Annotated in this window: 8 protein-coding genes; 4 read left to right on the forward strand and 4 right to left on the reverse strand. The window is 51.6% G+C overall.

Annotated features, from left to right (window positions below; all coding sequences use genetic code 11):
* Positions 1-143 precede the first annotated feature (143 nt).
* From ABD843_RS09300 to ABD843_RS09310, 3 genes are read right to left on the reverse strand one after another with little or no spacing between them, the layout of a single operon-like run.
* Positions 144-824: a porin family protein gene (locus ABD843_RS09300; protein WP_345081967.1), complete on the reverse strand. Its 681-nt coding sequence runs from the start codon at positions 822-824 to the stop codon at positions 144-146.
* Positions 824-1,501, reverse strand: a complete 678-nt coding sequence (locus tag ABD843_RS09305) for a toxin-antitoxin system YwqK family antitoxin (RefSeq protein ID WP_345081970.1) — start codon at positions 1,499-1,501, stop codon at positions 824-826. The genes ABD843_RS09300 and ABD843_RS09305 overlap by 1 nt, the downstream gene beginning before the upstream one ends.
* 3 nt (positions 1,502-1,504) lie before the next feature.
* Positions 1,505-1,849: an MmcQ/YjbR family DNA-binding protein gene (locus tag ABD843_RS09310; protein WP_345081973.1), complete on the reverse strand. Its 345-nt coding sequence runs from the start codon at positions 1,847-1,849 to the stop codon at positions 1,505-1,507.
* A gap of 216 nt (positions 1,850-2,065) precedes the next feature.
* Between ABD843_RS09310 and ABD843_RS09315 the strand changes: the two genes are divergently transcribed.
* Complete coding sequence (locus ABD843_RS09315) at positions 2,066-3,520, forward strand: T9SS type A sorting domain-containing protein (protein WP_345081976.1); 1,455 nt, start codon at positions 2,066-2,068, stop codon at positions 3,518-3,520.
* Positions 3,521-3,524: 4 nt separating this feature from the next.
* Here the strand turns inward: ABD843_RS09315 and rpoN are convergent, their stop codons facing one another.
* The gene (rpoN, locus tag ABD843_RS09320; RefSeq protein WP_345081981.1) at positions 3,525-5,024 is read right to left on the reverse strand and encodes an RNA polymerase factor sigma-54; all 1,500 of its coding nucleotides are present in this window, start codon (positions 5,022-5,024) and stop codon (positions 3,525-3,527) included.
* 231 nt (positions 5,025-5,255) lie between these two features.
* On the opposite strand from rpoN, the gene ABD843_RS09325 reads away from it, so the two are divergent.
* From ABD843_RS09325 to ABD843_RS09335, 3 genes are all read left to right on the forward strand, one after another.
* Positions 5,256-6,467 (forward strand): alanine dehydrogenase, encoded by a 1,212-nt coding sequence (locus tag ABD843_RS09325; protein WP_345081984.1) that lies wholly within the window; start codon positions 5,256-5,258, stop codon positions 6,465-6,467.
* A 20-nt stretch (positions 6,468-6,487) separates the two neighbouring features.
* Positions 6,488-6,859, forward strand: coding sequence for a TerB family tellurite resistance protein (locus ABD843_RS09330; RefSeq protein ID WP_345081987.1), 372 nt, complete (start codon positions 6,488-6,490; stop codon positions 6,857-6,859).
* A gap of 478 nt (positions 6,860-7,337) precedes the next feature.
* On the forward strand, positions 7,338-19,997 hold the full coding sequence (locus tag ABD843_RS09335; RefSeq protein WP_345081990.1) for an Ig-like domain-containing protein: 12,660 nt from the start codon (positions 7,338-7,340) through the stop codon (positions 19,995-19,997).
* Positions 19,998-20,170: the final 173 nt, after the last annotated feature.

Raw genomic sequence — 20,170 nt, forward strand, 5'->3', positions numbered from 1 at the left:
CTCGTTGAGCTTTCAAATATGAAAGAAATGGTTATACAAAGAAAGGCAAACTTTCGAACACTTATGATCGCAGATCGGTTCTCTTTTATAGACACGGGTCGGCTATGCACAGGCCAGGCCTCAGACCCGCGCCAGTGGAGTGATCACAAAGTATAAAGCAGCCTTACTGAGAATAGGTTATTGAACTGGCCTTTTGTGCCCCAGCCATAGTTGTAGGGTACACGCTCTGCCGGGCGTATGGAGAGCACCGAATACTGGAAGCGCACATTGGCATGCAGGCGCTTGTATACATGCCTGCCCAGCCCGAAAACATAATTGATATCGGTGGTGTTGAAGCGGTTGTTGTCTTCGTGTATATACACCAGCGGATCTTGTATCCATTCGTTGGTGCGTACCAGTATGGCATAGGAGGCTCCTGCCTCGGCCGTGTACTCCTTGTAGGTGTAGCGGAACACCACAGGCGCTTCGATATAACCGAGACCTATGTGACACTGCGCGGTGTATGTACCTGTAAGGGGCGACCCCGTGACCGCAACACCATGGCTGCCCTTCTGGACATAGAGCAGTTCGGCCTGCAGGCCCAGTCGCTCTGTGAAATGCATGTTCACGAATGCGCCCACAACTATACCGGGCTTGTTGTAGCCAAAGTAGCGGTCGCCATCTACCTGCGCAAGGTTCAGCCCTGCTGCCAGGCCACCGGTAAATGTCTTGAATTCTTCATCGTAGCCGGTAGTGCGGGCAATAGCATGGCCGGCGGGTATGAGGCCAGCCATGAACATTGCCATGCAGGGTAATGCTGCGCGTATATGCTGTAAGAAGGACATTACTGCTCTTCTTTTTTCTCTACCTCTCCGGCATCGTTATAGTATTCCCATGTGCCTATCTTGCGCGGCACATATACCGACTTTGAGAAGGTGCTTTTCTTCTTGTCGCCGGTAACGGGGTCTTCTACGGTCTGGGTATCGGTGGTGCGGCGCCTGTCGGCAAGGTACAGGCCCGATGCCTTGATGGCGCCATCCTGGTAGTATTCGTTGTATTCGCCGCTCATGCAGGTATAGGTACCATCCTTATCGGCCAGTACAGCGTAGTGGTAACTGAGATGCCGGCGGCCATCGGGGTAGAACTCTTCCCACGCGCCTGCGGGCTTGCCCTTGAGGTACATGCCCGATGTACGCACTTTGCCATTGTTGTAGTAAAGCACACAGCGGCCATGCTGTACATAACCCTCACCCTCGGCCACTATGCCGCCCTCGGCTATCACTTTTTTCTTGTTGCGCCTGTTCACCAGCTTGTAGGTGAGCAGCTCTTCGTTTATGGCCACTGCAGCGCCCGTATCGCCGATGGCGGCATAGTAGCGCAGCGAGTCGTTCTCGGTGAGGAGCTTGTTATCGTCCTCGGACCTGTACCTGAATGGGATGAGCTCTTGCGCGGCAGCAGGCAGGGCCGCGGCGGCGAGTGTACATAGCAGCAGGAAACGATAGAGTGTGGTGTTAGGTATCATATATCAGGAGCGTTTTTTGGTAGGTTTGCCGGTAGCCACCAGAGCATAGGAATGGTCTATCTGTTCCAGCAGCATTTTTTTGTTCAGTGTGCCGTTCACCACTATGGTGTTCCAGTGTTTTTTGCTCATGTGGTAGCCGGGCAGTATGGTATTTTCGTACAGGCCGCGCAGCTCTATGGCCCGGTCGGGGTCGCACTTCACATTGAAGCTAAGAGGCGTATCGGTGAGGCTGAGCAGCAGGAACATCTTGCCGTTCACCTTGAATACCAGCGTATCCTCATCGAAGGGGAAGGTCTCTTCCACATTCTCTTTGGCTATGCAGTATTCGCGTATATCCTCTACGTTCATAGTGCAAAGATATAGATGGATGATATAGGCAGGTAAGAATGGTGCGGTGGCAGATATTTTGGCCTCTCCCCGATCATCTCTCAAGAAGCGGGGAGCACCAGTGTCCGCGCGGGATCAGGGGAGCAAAATTTGTACACTTTTCCCGCGATCTTAAATATATAATGGTGATTTTATTTGATAAAAGTCTTATTTTTATAGCTCCAAGACCGAACCCTTATGAGATACCCGCTATTTACCTTCCTGCTTTTTTGCAGTTTTTTGGGCAGCGCGCAAAGCTACCGCTGCGTTATACCCGGACAGATACCGTACTTCATCAATACCGATGGCTACCTGCGCGGTATGCGTATAGACTATATGGACCACATAGGAGGTACGTTCACCTTTTACCCCTATGAGACCCGCCGCGATATATATGGACCATCGACCAGTATGGGTAGCTGGTTCGGCGAAAGCATAGTGCAACTGGCAGATGGCACAACGCGTTTCAATACCATATGGAACGATACCGTAATGATAAGAACACAGGCCATGCCAGGCGATACATGGACCTTCTACTCTGACACCACTAGCCACTGGTACCAGGCCACTGTGCTATCGGAAGATACGATGACCTTTGCCGGCATAACAGACTCTGTGAAGACCATACGGATAACCTCTTATGCAGATACTACTATCGATACGGGGGATGTGATAAACGGTTTCGAGATAGTACTGAGCAAGAACAATGGCTTTGTACAAATATTCGACCTGCATCTTTTCCCCTACCACCCGCCTGCGGGCACATGGGCCGGCGACTTTTACCTGCGTCAACAGGACACCGCCAGTGCCGCTAACTTTATCTTCGGGCGTGTGGAATACCATGTGCCGCGCATTTCGGAGCTACACGACTTTGAGCCGGGTGATGTATTCGTAATGCATACATCTACATACAGGGAGTTCCCTGAAACATACAGATCGAGATATGACAGCATAATAAGCAAGACCGTATTGGCCCCGGGACATAGCGTATACAGGTGGCTGTCGGTAGAGAAGGTAACACAGGTATATCCGCCATCTGCCACTTCGCCGGGATCGAGTAGTACATCGATCTATGCAGGAGAGGGGGAAAACCTGGTAGGAGATACCTCTTATGCCTTTGCTACCAACATGATGCCCGAGGAAAAGATAGTGCCGAACAGGATATGGCGTTACAAACCGGCAGATACCGTGTGTGGCATAGTAAGCGCTTACTATAGTACAGACGATATAGTTCTTTTTGAAGGTGGGCCGAACACACATGTGTACAGAAAGGGATATCCTAAAGTGCTGGAGGCCACACATACGCCTCCCTGGCCCGATGATATGGGGTATCATTCTACAAGAACAACATCTCTTTCGTGCGCTAAAAAAGTAGGTGGCAGCTGCAGTGGCACATGTTACAGGCCTACTGCTGTAGAAGATGTGAACACACGCGTCGTGAACATAGCGCTGTGGCCCAACCCGGCCACTACCGATCTGCATGTAAGGTCGCCGCTACCTATAGCGCAACTGAACATAGTGGACATGACGGGCCGGGTAGTGTATACCTACACAGGCGGTAAGACCGATGTGGACATAGATGTACAAGACCTGCCGGGCGGTGTATATATGGTGCGTACACAAGATGCCGTACAGCGCTTTGTGAAACAGTAATGCCTTATAGCTCTTTGCGCAGGCGAGCCACAGGTATGTTCAGTTGCTCGCGGTACTTGGCCACGGTGCGGCGTGCTATGTTGTAGCCTTTTTCCATGAGCATATCCGTCAGGTGCTCGTCCGACAGGGGCTTGCGCTTGTTCTCGGCACTTATCAGGTCGTTCAGTATGGTCTTCACTTCGCGGGTAGATACTTCCTCGCCGTCCTCGGTATGCAGGGCCTCTGAGAAGAAGTATTTGAGTTTGTAGGTGCCATATTCCGTCTGCACGAATTTGCTATTGGCCACGCGCGATACGGTAGATATATCGAGGCTGGTGAGCTGGGCTATGTCTTTCAGTATCATGGGGCGCAGCATCGTTTCATCTCCGGTAATGAAGAATTCGCGCTGGAAGTCTATGATGGCCTGCATGGTATGCAGCAGGGTATGCTGGCGCTGCTTTATGGCATCTATGAACCACTTGGCGGCATCGAGCTTCTGCTTTATGAAAAGCACGGCCTCTTTCTGTGTCTTGTTCTTTTTCTCGCTGCGGTCGTATGCCTTCATCATTTCCCTGTAGCCTTCCGATACGCGCAACTCGGGCGCGTTCTTGGAATTGAGGGTGAGCTCGGGCACACCATTGTTGTTGAACACGAAGAAGTCGGGGATGATGTAGCTCTCGGCCTTGTTCACCACCGCAAAAGCGGCGCCCGGCCTGGGGTTCAGCTTCACTATCACACCTATTACCTGCTTCAGGTCGTCGCTGGTGAGGTTCAGGTGCTTCTGTATCTTATCGTAGTGTTTCTTGGTGAATTCGTCGAAGTATTTTTCCAGTATGGTGATGGCATCGCGCACGGGGCGGGTATCGGGCAGGCGTTTTAGCTGCAGTATCAGGCAATCCTGCAGGGTCCAGGCGCAAATGCCTGCGGGGTCCATCTGCTGTATCTTGTGTATGAGGGCGTTTATCTCCTCTACAGAGGTATCTATGTTCTGGCCGAAGGCGAGGTCGTCGGCTATGGCGCCGGCCTCGCGGCGCAGGTAGCCATCCTCGTCCAGGCTGCCTATTATCTGCTCGGCTATACGGTGGCGGCGCTCATCGAGCGCCAGCATACCCAGCTGATCGAGCAGGTGATCGTGGAAGCTGGTCTCTACGCGTGCGGGTGTTACCTGCATATCGTCGCCGCCGCTGCCGTAGTAGTCGTCGCCATGGTCGTAGCCACCGCCATCATCGTCCTCGTGGCGCAGAAAATCGTCCAGGTCCACCTTTTCGGCATTGTCATCGCTCAGTTCTACCTCCTCACCGGTGTTGCCATCACCATCCTCGTCATTGCGCGGGCCGTCCAGCTCATATGTATCGGTATCGTTGTTCACTATATCGTTACCTGCCTCCAGTGCGGGATTCTCTTCCAGTTCCTCCTTTATACGTTCCTCCAGATTGGCAGTAGGCACCTGCAGCAGCTTCATGAGCTGTATCTGCTGCGGTGATAGTTTCTGTAATAGTTTCTGCTGGTTCGCCTGTCTTAACATAGAATGCCCTTTATTATGCCCAGCACACCTCATAAAGACCCGAAGGCCATATGCGCCCGAACACACACGATGTGTACAAAAATAGAATTTAAAGCTACAAAACCAAGAGCTAAAACGGAAGCATCGGAACGAACAATTAATTTAAAGATGAGGGATCGTTAAAGTGTTTCTTTTCCACGAACTAATATCGTACATTGTCGGATATTTTCACATTGATCCCCGGTCGCGGGCATGAGTAAGAAACCATACATATCGCCATCATTCTCGTATGTGCCCCTGGAAGAGACACTGGAGATACCGCCAAGGCGCAAGCAGCTTTTCATAGGTATCCCGAAGGAGACGGCCTTCCAGGAGAACCGTGTGCCGCTGACACCGGATGCGGTATCGGTGCTGGTGAACGACGGGCATGATGTGGCCGTGGAACATGGCGCGGGCGATGGGTCTTTTTACTTCGATAACGACTACAGTGAGGCAGGGGCGCGTATAGTATACGACAAAACAGAGCTGTACAAGGCCACTACCATCATAAAGGCCGCACCGATATCGGAAGAGGAGGTAGCGCTGCTGCAGCCCAACCAGGTGGTGATATCGCCGATACACATGCCACTGCTGAAGGCCGAGATACTGGAGCAACTGCTGGCCAAGAAGATAGTGGCCATAGCTTTTGAATCGATAAAGGACGATGCGGGGGCCAACCCCATAGTACGCTCTATGAGCGAGATAGCTGGTAACTACGCCATACTTACCGCGGCCCGCTACTTGGGCAATACCGATAATGGCAAGGGTGTGCTGCTGGGTGGCATATCGGGCGTGGCGCCGGCACGGGTGCTGATAATAGGCGCCGGTGTGGTGGGCGAATTCGCGGCGAGGGCGTCCTTTGGCCTGGGGGCATCGGTGAAGATATTCGATAATTCGGTATACCGCCTGATGCGCCTGCAGAACAATATAGGCCGCCGTTGCTTCACATCGGTACTGGACCCCGTGATACTGGCCGAGGAGCTGCGCAGCGCCGATGTGGCCATAGGCGCGCTGAAACCGGTAGGCGGCATAACCCCCGTAGTGGTGACAGAGCAGATGGTGAGCAATATGAAAGCGGGATCGGTGATAATAGATGTGAGCATGGACAGGGGTGGATGCTTCGAGACATCGCGCCTTACATCGCACGAGAAACCTGTTTTCAAAAAATATGATGTGATACACTATTGTGTGCCCAATATAGCATCGGGGGTATCGCGCACGGCATCGAGGGCCATCAGCAATGTGCTGATGGGCATAATGCAGCAGAGCGCCGAGATGGGTGGGGTAGAGGGCATAATAATGGCCAAGAACGGTATAAGGCGTGGGGTATATGTATACAAAGGATGCATTACCAATGCGCCCATAGCCCGCCGTTTCGGATTCAAATACACAGACCTGGACCTGCTGCTGTCGTCGCACAGCTAAAAAAAACGACCATACTGCCTATGCCCAATAACCGAATGAACAAGACCATTGCCGGCTACCATCTGCTGATGATATTGTCGGCGGTGGACTTCAGGGTGAGCAGCAGGGAAGATATGGTGATACGCAACTACCTGGCAGAGGAATTCCCTTTTCATGTGAGCCTGGACAAGCAAATGGAGGTGATAAGCCACCTGAGGCCCGATGAATGGGAACGGCACTTCCGCAAGGCGATGGATGATTTTTATGACGATGCCACCCCGGCAGAGCGTAAAAAGCTGATACAGTTCGCCCTGCAACTGGCGAAGGCCGATGATGTGATAACCCGTAACGAGAACTATTACCTGGACCTGCTCTTTGAGCAATGGGAGGATATGGGCAATGCAAGGGGTTGATGCATGTTTGTTTCTATGGTCTATTCTTGTAAAGTGTGCGCCTGCAGATAGGTGCCCTATATTTTTTGAAAGCATTTCCGCTTATTTAATGAAATAGTAACCAATGACCTGTATACAGCATAGAAGCATGCGTGTATTTTTGAACTTGTATGGCGTACTAACAAAACTTCAGGAAAGTATGCCTAGTATTAACCACAGGTTGGTGCAAAAATGCATATGCAATAAAATGCATGTAAATATTATTTTTATTTGACATAGTTTGTGGGAGTCATATTATTTTTGTTAAATTTGCTTCCAAACTGTATTTTTATAACTGTACTATAACTATTTGAGTTAGAAAGAATAAGAAAACGAACGTTTCATGAGATACCGTTACAGCGGAGACAGGCTTATTTGTGCCTGTTATAGTTGTCTGTATATCAATGAGATGTAATTAAACCAGATCATTACGAAAAGTACCAATTTAAACACGAGTTTTATGAAGAGAACGTTTATTAGCTCTATTTCAGGATCACGATCTTTTGCAGGTGTGTCGCTGTTGCTTGCGCTGATGTTCGGCAGTATGCAGGCACAGGCCGTGGCCACAGGCACCTATACCTATGGTACGGGTGGTACCTATCCTACACTGGCCGCAGCTATAACCGCGCTGAACACTACGGGTATAACCGGTGGCGCCGTGATACTGAACGTGCAGCCCGGCTATACGGCAGAGACCGCACCGGCAGGCGGCTTTCGCCTGGGTAGCGCTATACTGAACGCCACCTTCAGCTCTACCAATACACTGACCATAAATGGTGCGCCTACCTTTACCATAACGGCGCAGGCGGGTACAGGTACATATGCAGCGGGCGCTGATGGTATACTGAACCTGGAGGGCGTGGACTATACCACGCTGAATGGGCTAAAATTGCAGGACGCCGTATCGAACAATACAGAGGTTCTGGCAATGGAATTCGGTATAAGCATGGTGAAAAGGAGCGCCGTATCTCCGTTCGATGGTTGCCAGAACAACACTATACAGAACTGTACCATAACACTGAACAGGAGTATACTAGCTCTGACCCTAGGTATAAACATGAACCACTGTACCTATGCATCTACTACTGCACTGGGTACGGTAACGCTTGCGGCGGATGCCAACAGCAACAATAAATTTTATTCCAATACCATATCGAACTGCCAAAGACCCATATATATACAGGGCTTCAATGCTGCTATTCCTTATACTTTCTACGACCAGAACAACGATATAGGTGGTACATCGGCAGCAACAGGTAATAACCTGACCAATTGGGGCGGGCTTACTACTATCCCTACTCCTTCGTTTTATTCGCAGGTATATGGCATTTTCGCATGGTACCAGAACAACCTGAACGTATCGTACAATATCGTAGATAATGTCGCGAATGGCGGTAGCATGGCATATGCAGGTATAATGGGTATATGGGTAAGTGCCAATAATGCCACATGTACCATCAACAATAATACTGTCAACATTGTAGAGACTCCGAACACTACAACGGCAGGATCGCCATCTGCATCTGCAAATGGTATCGTTCTGTCTGGTACCGGACAAATAAATACCTGTAACAATAACATTGTAAGTGTAACGACAATAGCCCCTAACAATAACACCAACCAGACATTTGGCATAATAAATCTTGGTGGTGGAAACTATACGGCGAACAACAATAATGTCACCATCAACCAGGGTGTGAATGTAATTACCAATGGTATGTATACCTCGGCAACTGGTGCTATAGTATTCAATGGTAATACAATAGATATATCAGCAGCAAGTACCAGTGCAGCTACCAACTGGATAATAAATGCTGCTACAGCGACATCGTTCACGGTTCAGAACTGTATCTTCAAATCGGCCACAGGTATAGCAACAACGAGCGGATCGGCCTTGATAATAAGCAATAATACAGGTACGCCTACCAACAACATACTTAACAACCGTACCCAAGGTACAATAGTAAAGAGTGGTAGCGGTGGCCAGATGTACGGTTACTTCAACTTTGGAACACCTACTACAAGCACAGAAACCATTACCGGAAACAACTTCTCTAACATCACAACTTCAGGTACTACGCAATTCATAGGTATCAGGACAGGTACGAATACCACTCATAACAGGATCATTACCTTCGATACCATCAGCAATGTGACATGCGGCTCTACGGCCTCTGCAGGTATAGCTGCAGATTATCTGTCATCTGCAAGCACAGTAAATAATAACAGGATAGTGAATGTAAGCGGTACAGGCAATGTATATGGTATACATTTGGGTAGTACCGCTACGCTGGGCACAGTGGGTAACTCTATAGGCGGTACCGTGCAGGGCAACTATATAAATGGCCTGAGCAGCTCGGGCGCATCGTCTACCATAACAGGTATATATAACCACCAGGCCAGCGGCACCATCACTACCAACCTGGACACGGTGCTGAACCTGACCTCTACGGGTGGTACATCACCCTTAGTGGTAGGTATACAGCAGCAGGCTGTAGGTACCAATAACGTTATCAGCCGTTGTATCATATCGGGCCTGGCCACATCGGGCGCCACCGGTAATGCTACCGTGAACGGTATACTGATGAACGGCAGCGTAACGCCATCTATATTCAAGAACAACATCAGCAACCTGAATGCGGGTCCGGGTACGGGTACTACACAGGTAGTGGGTATCAACCTGCTGGGTGCATCTACTGCATATAATGTACACAACAACTTCGTATCGGACCTGGTGGCCGGTTCATCGGCCAATGTGAACGGTATAGTAGGTATCAATGCGGCTACGACGGGTAGCAGCTGGGGCCTCTACTACAACACCATATATATAGGTGCAGGTACCCCGGTAGCGAGCAGCGGCGCCAACTTCGGCGCACAGGGTGTACTTTACCCCAATGGCGGTACCCTGCTGACGCTGAAGAACAACATCATCAATGTGAATGTTACCCCCAGCGGTACCGGTTTTGGTGCTGCGGTGGCCAGGAACTATGCATCTGCTACAGCATGTACGGCTCCTGCTACTACCAACTTCATAGCTGATAACAATATCTACTACACTAATCCGGGTACGAACAATTATCTGTATGTAGATGGTACCAACACAAGCAACCTGAAGAACGGTTTTGCACTGGGTGGTATCACTGCTAACGTGACCAACAACATAGTCGTAGATTCTGCATTCAACCTGACATGCAGCGGTTACAAGCTGTTCATGACCGCCAGCGGCCGTGAATCTATGACCTCTACAGAGAACAACCTTGTGGCAGGTTCTGTAGCCGGCACATATGCACCTTCGGGCGCTTCGCTGGCAGAGAGCAGGGGTGTTGCCATAACCAGCCCCAGCATAACCGATGACCACAGCGGTACTACCCGTACCGTGGCGGACATAGGCGCAATGCAGTTCTCAGGCACGGTGAACACTACTGCCCTGAACCCTGTGGTATCGGCCTTAGGCCCGCTCAATTTCTGTAACGGTGGTGATGTGACACTGGCTGTGTCGCCAAGCAGCCCTACACTGGGCTACCAGTGGCTGAAGGATGGCTCGGTGATACCCGGAGCTACGAACAGCACTTACTCTGCTACCCTGGCCGGTGTATACACTGCGTCGGTAGTGGTAACAGGTGCTTGTGCTGGTAGCTGCGCAATACTTTCCGGTAACAACGTAACAACTATCATAGACCCATCGCCTACAGTGGCCAGCCTTGGTGCGGTGCCATCTTCGGTGTGTGTGGGTACGCCTATAACATTCACTGCGGGTGCTATCGCAGGTCCCGGCACATTTGTTTCGTATAACTGGAGCGGTCCTGATGGTTTCAGCACTACAGGTACATCGAACACGGTAGGCCTGATACCTCCAAGCACCAGCGCTGCAGGTATATATAGTGTTACCGTTACTTATTCCGGCAGCGGCTGTACCAGCGCTGCAGCTGTAGCGAATGTGACCATAACATCGCCTCCCCCGGCCATAACAGGTTCATATAATACTTGTATAGGTACCACTACCACGCTCGGCAACGTTTCGCCAGGTGGTACATGGGCCAGTGCCAACACAGGCGTAGCTACCGTACATCCTTCTTCGGGTGCGGTAACAGGTGTATCTGCTGGAACGGTAGATATCACTTATACACTTACAGGCGGCTGTATAGCAGTGGCCAATGTGACGGTGAATCCTAATGCATTCGCAAATACGGGTCTGCAGTTCATGTGCGTGAATGCCGTGACCACACTGAGCAACCCCACTACTGGCGGTACCTGGAGCAGCAGCAATCCTGCAGTGGCCAGCATAGCCGATAATACAGTTGGCGATATACTGGGCGTGGCCAATGGTACTGCAAGAATAACTTATACCAATCCTACCGGCTGTATAGCTGTATCGGTAGTAACGGTGAACGGACTGCCTTATCCTATCGTAGGCCTTAACGAGGTATGTGAAGGTTATACCCTTTCCCTGACCACGGCAACGCCCGGCGGTACCTGGAGCAGCAGCAACCCTGCTGTGGGTACGGTATCTACATCGGGTACTATAACTAATATGGGTGGTGTTGCCAATGGTACGCTTACGGTAAGCTATACACTGTCTACAGGTTGCTACCGTACGCACGCAATGACGGTGAATGTGACCCCTACGGTGAACAGTGTGCCTGTTGCCGCGGCTGTGTGCGTGGAGTCGAGCATACCACTGACGGGTGTGCCTGCAGGTGGTACCTGGAACTCGAACGTGGCATTTGCCACTGTGGGAATAACAAGTGGTATAGTTACCGGTGTGAACGCCAGTTCGGGCACTACAGGTATCACATATACCCTGCCAACGGGTTGCCGCTCGGTGAAGATAGTAACGGTGAACCCCGTTCCATTCATCAGCACAGCACTGCCTCCTCTTTGTGTGGGCGCGAACAGCACGCAGACGGCCACGATAGCCGGTGGTGACTGGGTAAGCGATGATCCCACTATAGCCGATGTGACAATAGGCACCGGTTTTGTGACCGCTATGAGCCCTGGCACGACCACGATATCTTATATTCTTCCAACAGGTTGCTACCGTGCAAAAGTAGCTACAGTAAATGCAGTGCCTACGCCCATAACAGGTGGCAACACGGTATGTGTGGCGCAGACACTGGCACTGTCCAGCTCGCCTGCACTGGGTACATGGAGCAGCACTGTGACACCGATAGTGACCGTAAATTCTACTACAGGCGTGGTGACCGGTCTGAATGCCGGTACCTCTATAGTGACCTATACAGTGAACTATCCCGGCCCCAGCCAGTGCCGCACTACACTGCAGGTATCGGTGAACCCGCAGCCTGCCGCTATAACCGGTACTGCCAAGGCATGCCCCGGTACCACTACTACACTCAACTCTACCACTACCGGTGGTACATGGAGCACAAGCGATGCATCGGTAGCAGATATACTGGTACCTTCCTCGGGCGTTGTAACAGGCGTATCGGCGGGTACAGCTACCGTTACCTATACAATAGGCACAGGCTGCTTCCGTACGGTAACGGTGACCATCAACGCACTGCCTGCAGTAACTGCCGGCTCGCTGGCCATATGCCCGGGCACTACTACTGCATTTTCCAGCACTACCGGTGGTACATGGAGCAGCAGCAATACGGCTGTGGGTACCATAAATGCATCTACGGGTCTGGCAGCAGGTTTAACAGCAGGTACTACCAACATCACATACAAGCTGACAAGCACCGGATGTATGACGGTAACAGAGCTTACTGTTAACCCGACCCCTGCACCTATAGACGGATCGGCCGTATTGTGTGTAGGCAGCACTTCTGCCCTTTCCAATGTTGATGGCGGCGGTACATGGGTATCAAGCAATCCGCTTGTAGGTACCATAGATGGTGCAGGCGTTGTTACAGGTATCAACATGGGTACTACTACCATCACCTATACGCTGGGTACCGGCTGCAGGCGCACACTGCAAATGACCGTGAACGCTACACCGGGCCCGATAGGAGGCACACTGGAAGTATGTGAGGCGTCTACCGCTAACCTGATAGGCACGCCCGGCGGCGGTACCTGGAGCAGCAGCAATACTGCTGTAGGTACAGTTGGTTCCAGCACGGGTGTGGTGGCAGGTATAAGCGCAGGTACCACCGATATAACCTACAGCCTTGGCGGTGTTACCGGTTGCATGGCGATATCGACCGTGACCGTGAACCCACGTCCTCAGCCAATAACCGGCTTCCCCAGTGTTTGTATCGGTTCTGTGACCACACTCAGCAGCATTACCCTCGGCGGTACATGGAGCTCGGGTATGCCTACGCTTGCCACTGTCGATCCGTTCGGTAATGTGACAGGTCTGCTGAATGGTAATGCATCTATATCTTACACACTGAGCACCGGCTGTGCCAGGGTACAGGTAGTAGCGGTGAATCAACTGCCATTGGCTATATCCGGCGCCGATGTAGTGTGTGTCGGTTCTAACATAACTCTTACCAATTCTTCTACAGGCGGCACATGGAGCACGAGCGATGCTACCAAGGCTACTATAACTACCACAGGTGTGGTAACAGGTACCGGAGCAGGTACTGTGATAATGAGCTATATACTGCCTACAGGCTGCTTCCGTACAAAGGCATTGACGGTGAATGCGCTTCCTGCAGCTATATCGGCCCCGGCCACTGTGTGTGTGGGCTCTACGGTAACGCTTACCAGCACCCCTGCCAGCGTACCTGCGGGCACATGGAGCTCATCGGCAGCGGTGATAGGTTCGATAGATCCTGTGACGGGCGTACTGAGCGGCCTTGTAGGAGGAACTACAACAATATCTTATGTGAATGCCCAGGGCTGCCGTGTAACGAATGTGGTGACCGTATTGGCACGCCCAACTGTTATATCCGGCTCTGCTGTGGTATGCGTGGGGGGTACATCTACACTTAACAGCACACCGGCCGGTGGCTTGTGGAGCACAGATGATAATACCGTAGCAGATATACTGCCCGGTACCGGATATATGACCGGCATAAATGCAGGTACCACAGACATTACCTATACTGCGGTGAACGGCTGTACACGCAGTGTGACCGCTACCGTGAACCCACTGCCTGATGTGATAGGCGGTGTTACACACGAGGTGTGTGTGGGCTCGGCCATTATGCTTACGAACACTGTTGCAGGTGGTACATGGTCTACATCGCTGGCCACTGTGGCTACGGTGAACGCTACCTCGGGCCTTGTATACGGTGTGTCGGCAGGTACTGCCTACATCACATACAAGCTGTCGACAAGCTGCTTTGTTACCGACCTCGTAACAGTGAACCCACTGCCTACTGCCATAACAGGTTCTGCATCGGTATGTATGGGCTTCTCTACAGTACTTTCAACGTTGACACCGGGCGGCACATGGTCATCGGGTAATACCGGGGTGGCCACTGTGAGCCTGACGGGTGTTGTATCGTCTGTGGCACCAGGTACATCTACAATATCTTATACATCTACATCGGGTTGTATAGCTCTGAAAGTAGTAACGGTGCATGCGCTGCCAGCAGCCATAGCCGGCAGCCTTTCAGTATGCTCGGGTACTACTACCGTGTATACCAACACATCGGCACCTGGTACATGGAGCAGCAGCAATGTTGCTGTAGGTACCATATCGAGCCTGGGTGCATTCAATGCGCTTACAGCAGGTACCACTGCCATTACATATACTAATCCTACCGGCTGCTATACAGTAAGTATAGTAACGGTGAACACGCTGCCTGCCACTATAACAGGTGTTGCGATACTATGCTCAGGCGGTAGTACCAGCACACTGACCAGTGCTACTATGCCCGGTACATGGAGCAGCAGCAACCTTTCTGTAGCCACTATAGACGTTGGTACAGGTACAGTGACCTCGGGCGCTATCGGCACATCTACTATCTCGTATACCGGAGCCAATGGTTGTACCACTACCAGGATAGTGACAGTTGTACTCACTCCGTCTCCCATCGTTAGCCTGCCTAGTGTATGCCAGGGTTCCAGCATATCGATGATAAGCTCACCCGGCGGCGGTACCTGGAGCAGCACTGTACCTTCGGTAGGTACTATAACATCTACCACAGGCGCCTTCACAGGTGTTTCGGCAGGTGTTACCACAATATCATATGTGACATCCAATGGCTGCGGCAGAAGCACTACAGTTACCGTGTCTCCTACGGCTACGCTCACATCGGGCCCGGCGCTGGCATGCGTAGGCTCTACCATAACACTTACCTATGACCTGGCCGGTGGCTCATGGACAAGCGGTAGCACAGGTGTAGCTACAGTGGATCTTTCTACCGGTGTAGTGACAGGTGTGGCCGCAGGTGTAGCGAACATAACTTACCTGCTGCCAAGCGGTTGCCGCACTGTAACACAAGTGACCGTTAACGCACAGCCAAGTACTACAACAGGTACTGCTACCGTATGTCTGGGCCTTTCTACTACGCTTAGCAACAGCACTCCGGGTATAGTATGGAGCAGCGCTAATGCGGGTATCGCTACCGTTGGGTCGGCCACGGGCATCGTTGTAGGTACAGGTGTAGGCGCTGTGGATATAACCGCTACCAACCCACTTACAGGTTGTGCGCGTGTGACCACTGTTACCGTAAATTCTCTGCCTGCAGCTATCGCAGGTTCTCTGTCAATGTGTATCGGCAATACATCTACATTGTCTAACAGTGTACTGGGCGGTACCTGGAGCAGCAGCGCTACAAGCGTAGCTTCGGTAGGCATGCTGACAGGTGTAGTAACAGGTATAACTTCAGGTACCTCTACCATTACATACAAGCTGAGCACAGGTTGCCAGGCAACGCGCGTTGTGACGGTGCAGCCTGCGCCTACTGCCATTACCGGTGTGAACAATGTATGCGTGAATGGTACTACTACATACTTCACCCCCACACTGGGCGGTGTATGGAGCAGTAGCAACAATGCCATAGCCCAGGTAGGTACCAATGGTGTGGTGACCGGCTTCTCGCCAGGTGTTGCCAACATCAGCTATGTACTGGCCACAACATGTTTCGTTACCAAGACCGTGACAGTACTGCCAATGGTATCGCCGATAGCAGGTGTGACCGGTGTATGTGAAGGCTCACAGACAAACCTGAGCACCCTGACACCCGGTGGTACATGGAGCAGCGGCAATACGTTCGTAGCTATAGTAGGCCTGACAACAGGTCTTGTTACGGGCCAGGCCGCAGGTACATCCATCATTACCTACACTGCACCTACAGGCTGTACAGATACAGCACTGGTGACAGTGAACCCTGTGCCTAGCGCTATAATGGGTATACCCAATATGTGCCAGGGCTCTACAACTACGCTTTCTAACCTTACTATACCGGGCACCTGGAGCAGTGGCAACCCCATCATCGCATCTGTAGATGGCACTACGGGCGTTGTTACCGGCAACAGTGTAGGTACTGCAAGGATAACTTATACTATAGGCACAGGCTGCCGCACTACACAGATAGTATCTGTGACACCGCTTCCCGGTTCTATAACAGGTTCGGCCCAGGTGTGCGAAGGTTCTAACACATCACTCGGTATATCTACACCGGGTGGTACATGGAGCAGCGTTGATGAGACGATAGCCATCGTAGGAACGACAGGTGTAGTGAGCGGCATAGCTGCCGGTACCACTACCATAAGCTATACACTGCCTACAGGCTGTGCCAGCTCGGTGATAGTGACCGTGAACGCTGTACCTGATCCGATAGGAGGTGTAGCTGAAGTTTGTCTTGGTGCTACTACCACACTTACTGCTACACCAGCAGGCGGCGCATGGACCAGCGGCTCTATGACAGTGGCCACAATAGGGGTATCTACAGGCCTGCTTACCGGTACCGGTGTAGGTGTGAGTGTGATAACCTATACATTGCCTACCGGCTGCCGCGCATTCAAGATAGCTACTGTGCATGCACTGCCAGGTGCTATAGGCGGCGTGACCAATATATGCCAGGGCGGTTCTACCATCCTTACCAACCCTGTTCCGGGTGGTATATGGTCTAGCGACTTCATCAGCGTGGCCTACATAGACCCCGCTACCGGCGAGGTGACAGGTAACAGCATAGGCGTGGATACCATCAGGTATACACTTACCGGCGGTTGCTCTACCAAGATAACCATAACAGTGAACGAGGCACCGACCGCTATAACAGGCGACTTCGAGATATGCCTTGGCGAAACGACCACACTTACGCCGCCGGCAGTAGGTGGTACATGGAGCAGCAGCAACACTTCTGTAGCTACCATTGGTGCTACCAGCGGTATAGTTACGTCGCATTCTGCAGGTTCTACAGAGATATCTTACACTCTGGGTGCAGGTTGCATGGTGCATTCTACGTTCGTTGTTGACCCTTCTCCATCGGCCATCGTAGGTCCGCATGAGGTATGTTCGGGTCAGAGTATAACACTGCTGAACTCGATAGCAGGCGGTACATGGACAAGTACGAACTCGTCGGTAGCTACCGTAGACGGTACTACAGGTGTAGTAACGGGTGGAGCATCCGGTACTGCTACTATAGTGTACCAACTGCCCGGAAGCTGCTTCGCACAGTTCATAGTAACGGTGAACTCTCTGCCTGCGCCTATCACAGGTCTGGACAGCATATGCCAGGGCGCATCTGCTACATTCAGCAGCGTACCTACAGGCGGTATATGGACATCGAACGCACCTGCCATAGCCCCTGTGAACCTCGTATCTGGCGAGGTGACGGGTATATCGGTGGGTAATGCAGTGATATCGTATACCCTGTTGGGCACAGGCTGTTACCGTACGAAGAACGTAACGGTGAACCCTGTTCCGGCACCGATAACGGGTACATACAATACTTGCGTAGGTGCTACCACATTGCTAAGTACCACTACGGTGGGAGGTACATGGACCAGCAGCAATACCTCTGTAGCGCTGGTAGGTTCTACCACAGGCCTGGTACAGGGGCTGAGCGCAGGTACCGCTACCATAATGAACATACTGCCTACAGGGTGTTCGTCTTCGGCACTCATAGTTGTTAACCCGCAGCCTGCCAACATCACTGGTCCTTCAGAGATATGTGTAGGTTCGGCAGCCACTATGACCGATGCGACTCCGTTCGGCTCATGGAGCAGCAGCAATCCTTCTGTAGCAACGATAGATGCTGCAAGCGGATTGATAACAGGTGTGGTAAGTGGTAATACTACTATTACTTATACGCTCTTCGCTACAGGCTGTAGCGTTATCAAGCAGGTAACGGTGAACCCGCTGCCTCCGTCAATAACCGGTGTACAGTACATGTGTCTCGGCAGCATATCTTTCGTTGCCAACCCGATACCGGGCGGCACATGGAGCAGCAGCAACACTGCTGTGACCACGATAGATGGTTTCGGTAACGTGACGGCGACAGGCGTTGGTACATCTACCATCACTTACGAGCTCACTTCTGCATGCTACATCACCAGGATGCTGACAGTAGAGCCTACACTGAACCCGATCACAGGTCCGTCGACAGTGTGTGAGGGCGCTACCATCACCCTTGCCAATACTTATGTTGGCGGTAGCTGGAGCACAGGTACACCATCGGTAGCTACCGTAGGTACTACAGGTATAGTAACAGGTGTTACGGCCGGTGTTGCCAACATATCTTATGCTACACCGCTTGCTCACTGCTTTGTAGTGAAACAAGTGACCGTTGATCCTGTGCCTGCGGCCATATTCGGTGCCGATGAGGTATGCGTTGGCGCTACTACTGCACTGACAGTTAGCACACCGGGTGGTACATGGAGCAGCAGCGATGATGCTGTGGCTACAGTAGATGCATCGGGCGTGGTGATAGGTGTTGTTGCGAATACCGCAGTGATATCTTACATAGTAGGTTCGGGCTGCGCAGCTACACTGCCTATGACCGTGAAACCACTGGCCAATGCAGGTGCAGTGAGTGGTGCTACAGAAGTTTGCGTAGCGTCTACCATAGCGCTCACATCTTCGGGCGATGCAGGTGGTACATGGAGCAGCGCAGACATCACTATAGCTACAGTAGGTACATCGGGTGTAGTGACAGGTGTAGCAGTAGGTACTACTACCATATCTTATGTGGTAGAGAACGACTGCAGCATAGACACTGCTACCTATGTGGTGACCGTGAACCCACTGCCTGATGCAGGTACGCTGAGCGCGACAACAGCAGGCCTGTGTATCACATACACAACTACTGTATCATCTACCAAGACAGGTGGTGTATGGACAAGCAGCGCTCCTGCTGTGGCATCGATAGATGCGGCAGGTGTGGTAACGGCCCTCACTGCAGGTACTGTGACCATCAGCTACACTATGACATCGGGTTGCGGTGTGGATGTGGCTACGATAAACATCACAGTATACAGCAAGGCTCCTCATACCGCTATATCCATACATTCAGATTCGGTACTTTGTGCCGGTGCGATGTTCAGGAACTTTGGCGCTCAGGTGGCACCAGGCAGCGGCACATCGTTCATATGGACGGCAGTGAACGCCGAGATATATGCCCAGTCTGAAGGCAACAGGCAGAACGCCCTGGTGAACTTCCCTAACCCGGGTACAGCTATAGTGCGCCTCACTACGCAGATAACCAGCACCGGTTGCTATGTGGTAGATTCGTTCACCGTAGAGGTGGGTGCAGATACTGCCTTCACTCCTGAGGTGAAGTACTTCCAGAAAGAGTTCATCTGTACCGACAATACATCGAGCATGTACCAGTGGGGTTATGATGATGCCGCTTCGCTGGATTCTACAAGGATACCAGGTGGTATACAGCAGTCTTACTACCAGCCTAATCCTGACTTCACCAACAGGCGCTACTGGGTGATATCGGAGCACAATGGCTGCTTCCAGAAGACCTACTACAACGTGCCTACAGATGTAAGGCCGGAAGATGTGAACATGGTGGATGTACGCCTCTATCCTAACCCTGCCGATACAAGGGTGAACATAGAAGTAAGGGGTATCACCATGAACGACAACATCACCATCAAAGTGGTGGACATGCTGGGCAGGGAGATACAGAATGTGGCCCTGGTGAATGGCAAAGGCAGCATAGACGTTGCCAGCCTGGCCTCGGGTATGTACTCTGTCGTGTTCTTCAACAATGGCGACAAGGTAACTGCCAAGACCTTTGTTAAGAACTAAGCATTGAATAACTGATAGTACAGGCCGCCCCGGATATCCCGGGGCGGCCTTTTTTTGAGAGGATGCCGGGCCTGCAGGTTCCGCCAATGCCCTGGCCGGAATAATGGGTCGTATCTTTCTCTTTTAGACAGTTTTTTTATTATTTTGGCTGCGCATTGCTTTATCTTTACGAT

The organism is Nemorincola caseinilytica (genome assembly GCF_039540515.1).
Classification (GTDB): Bacteria; Bacteroidota; Bacteroidia; order Chitinophagales; family Chitinophagaceae; genus Nemorincola; species Nemorincola caseinilytica.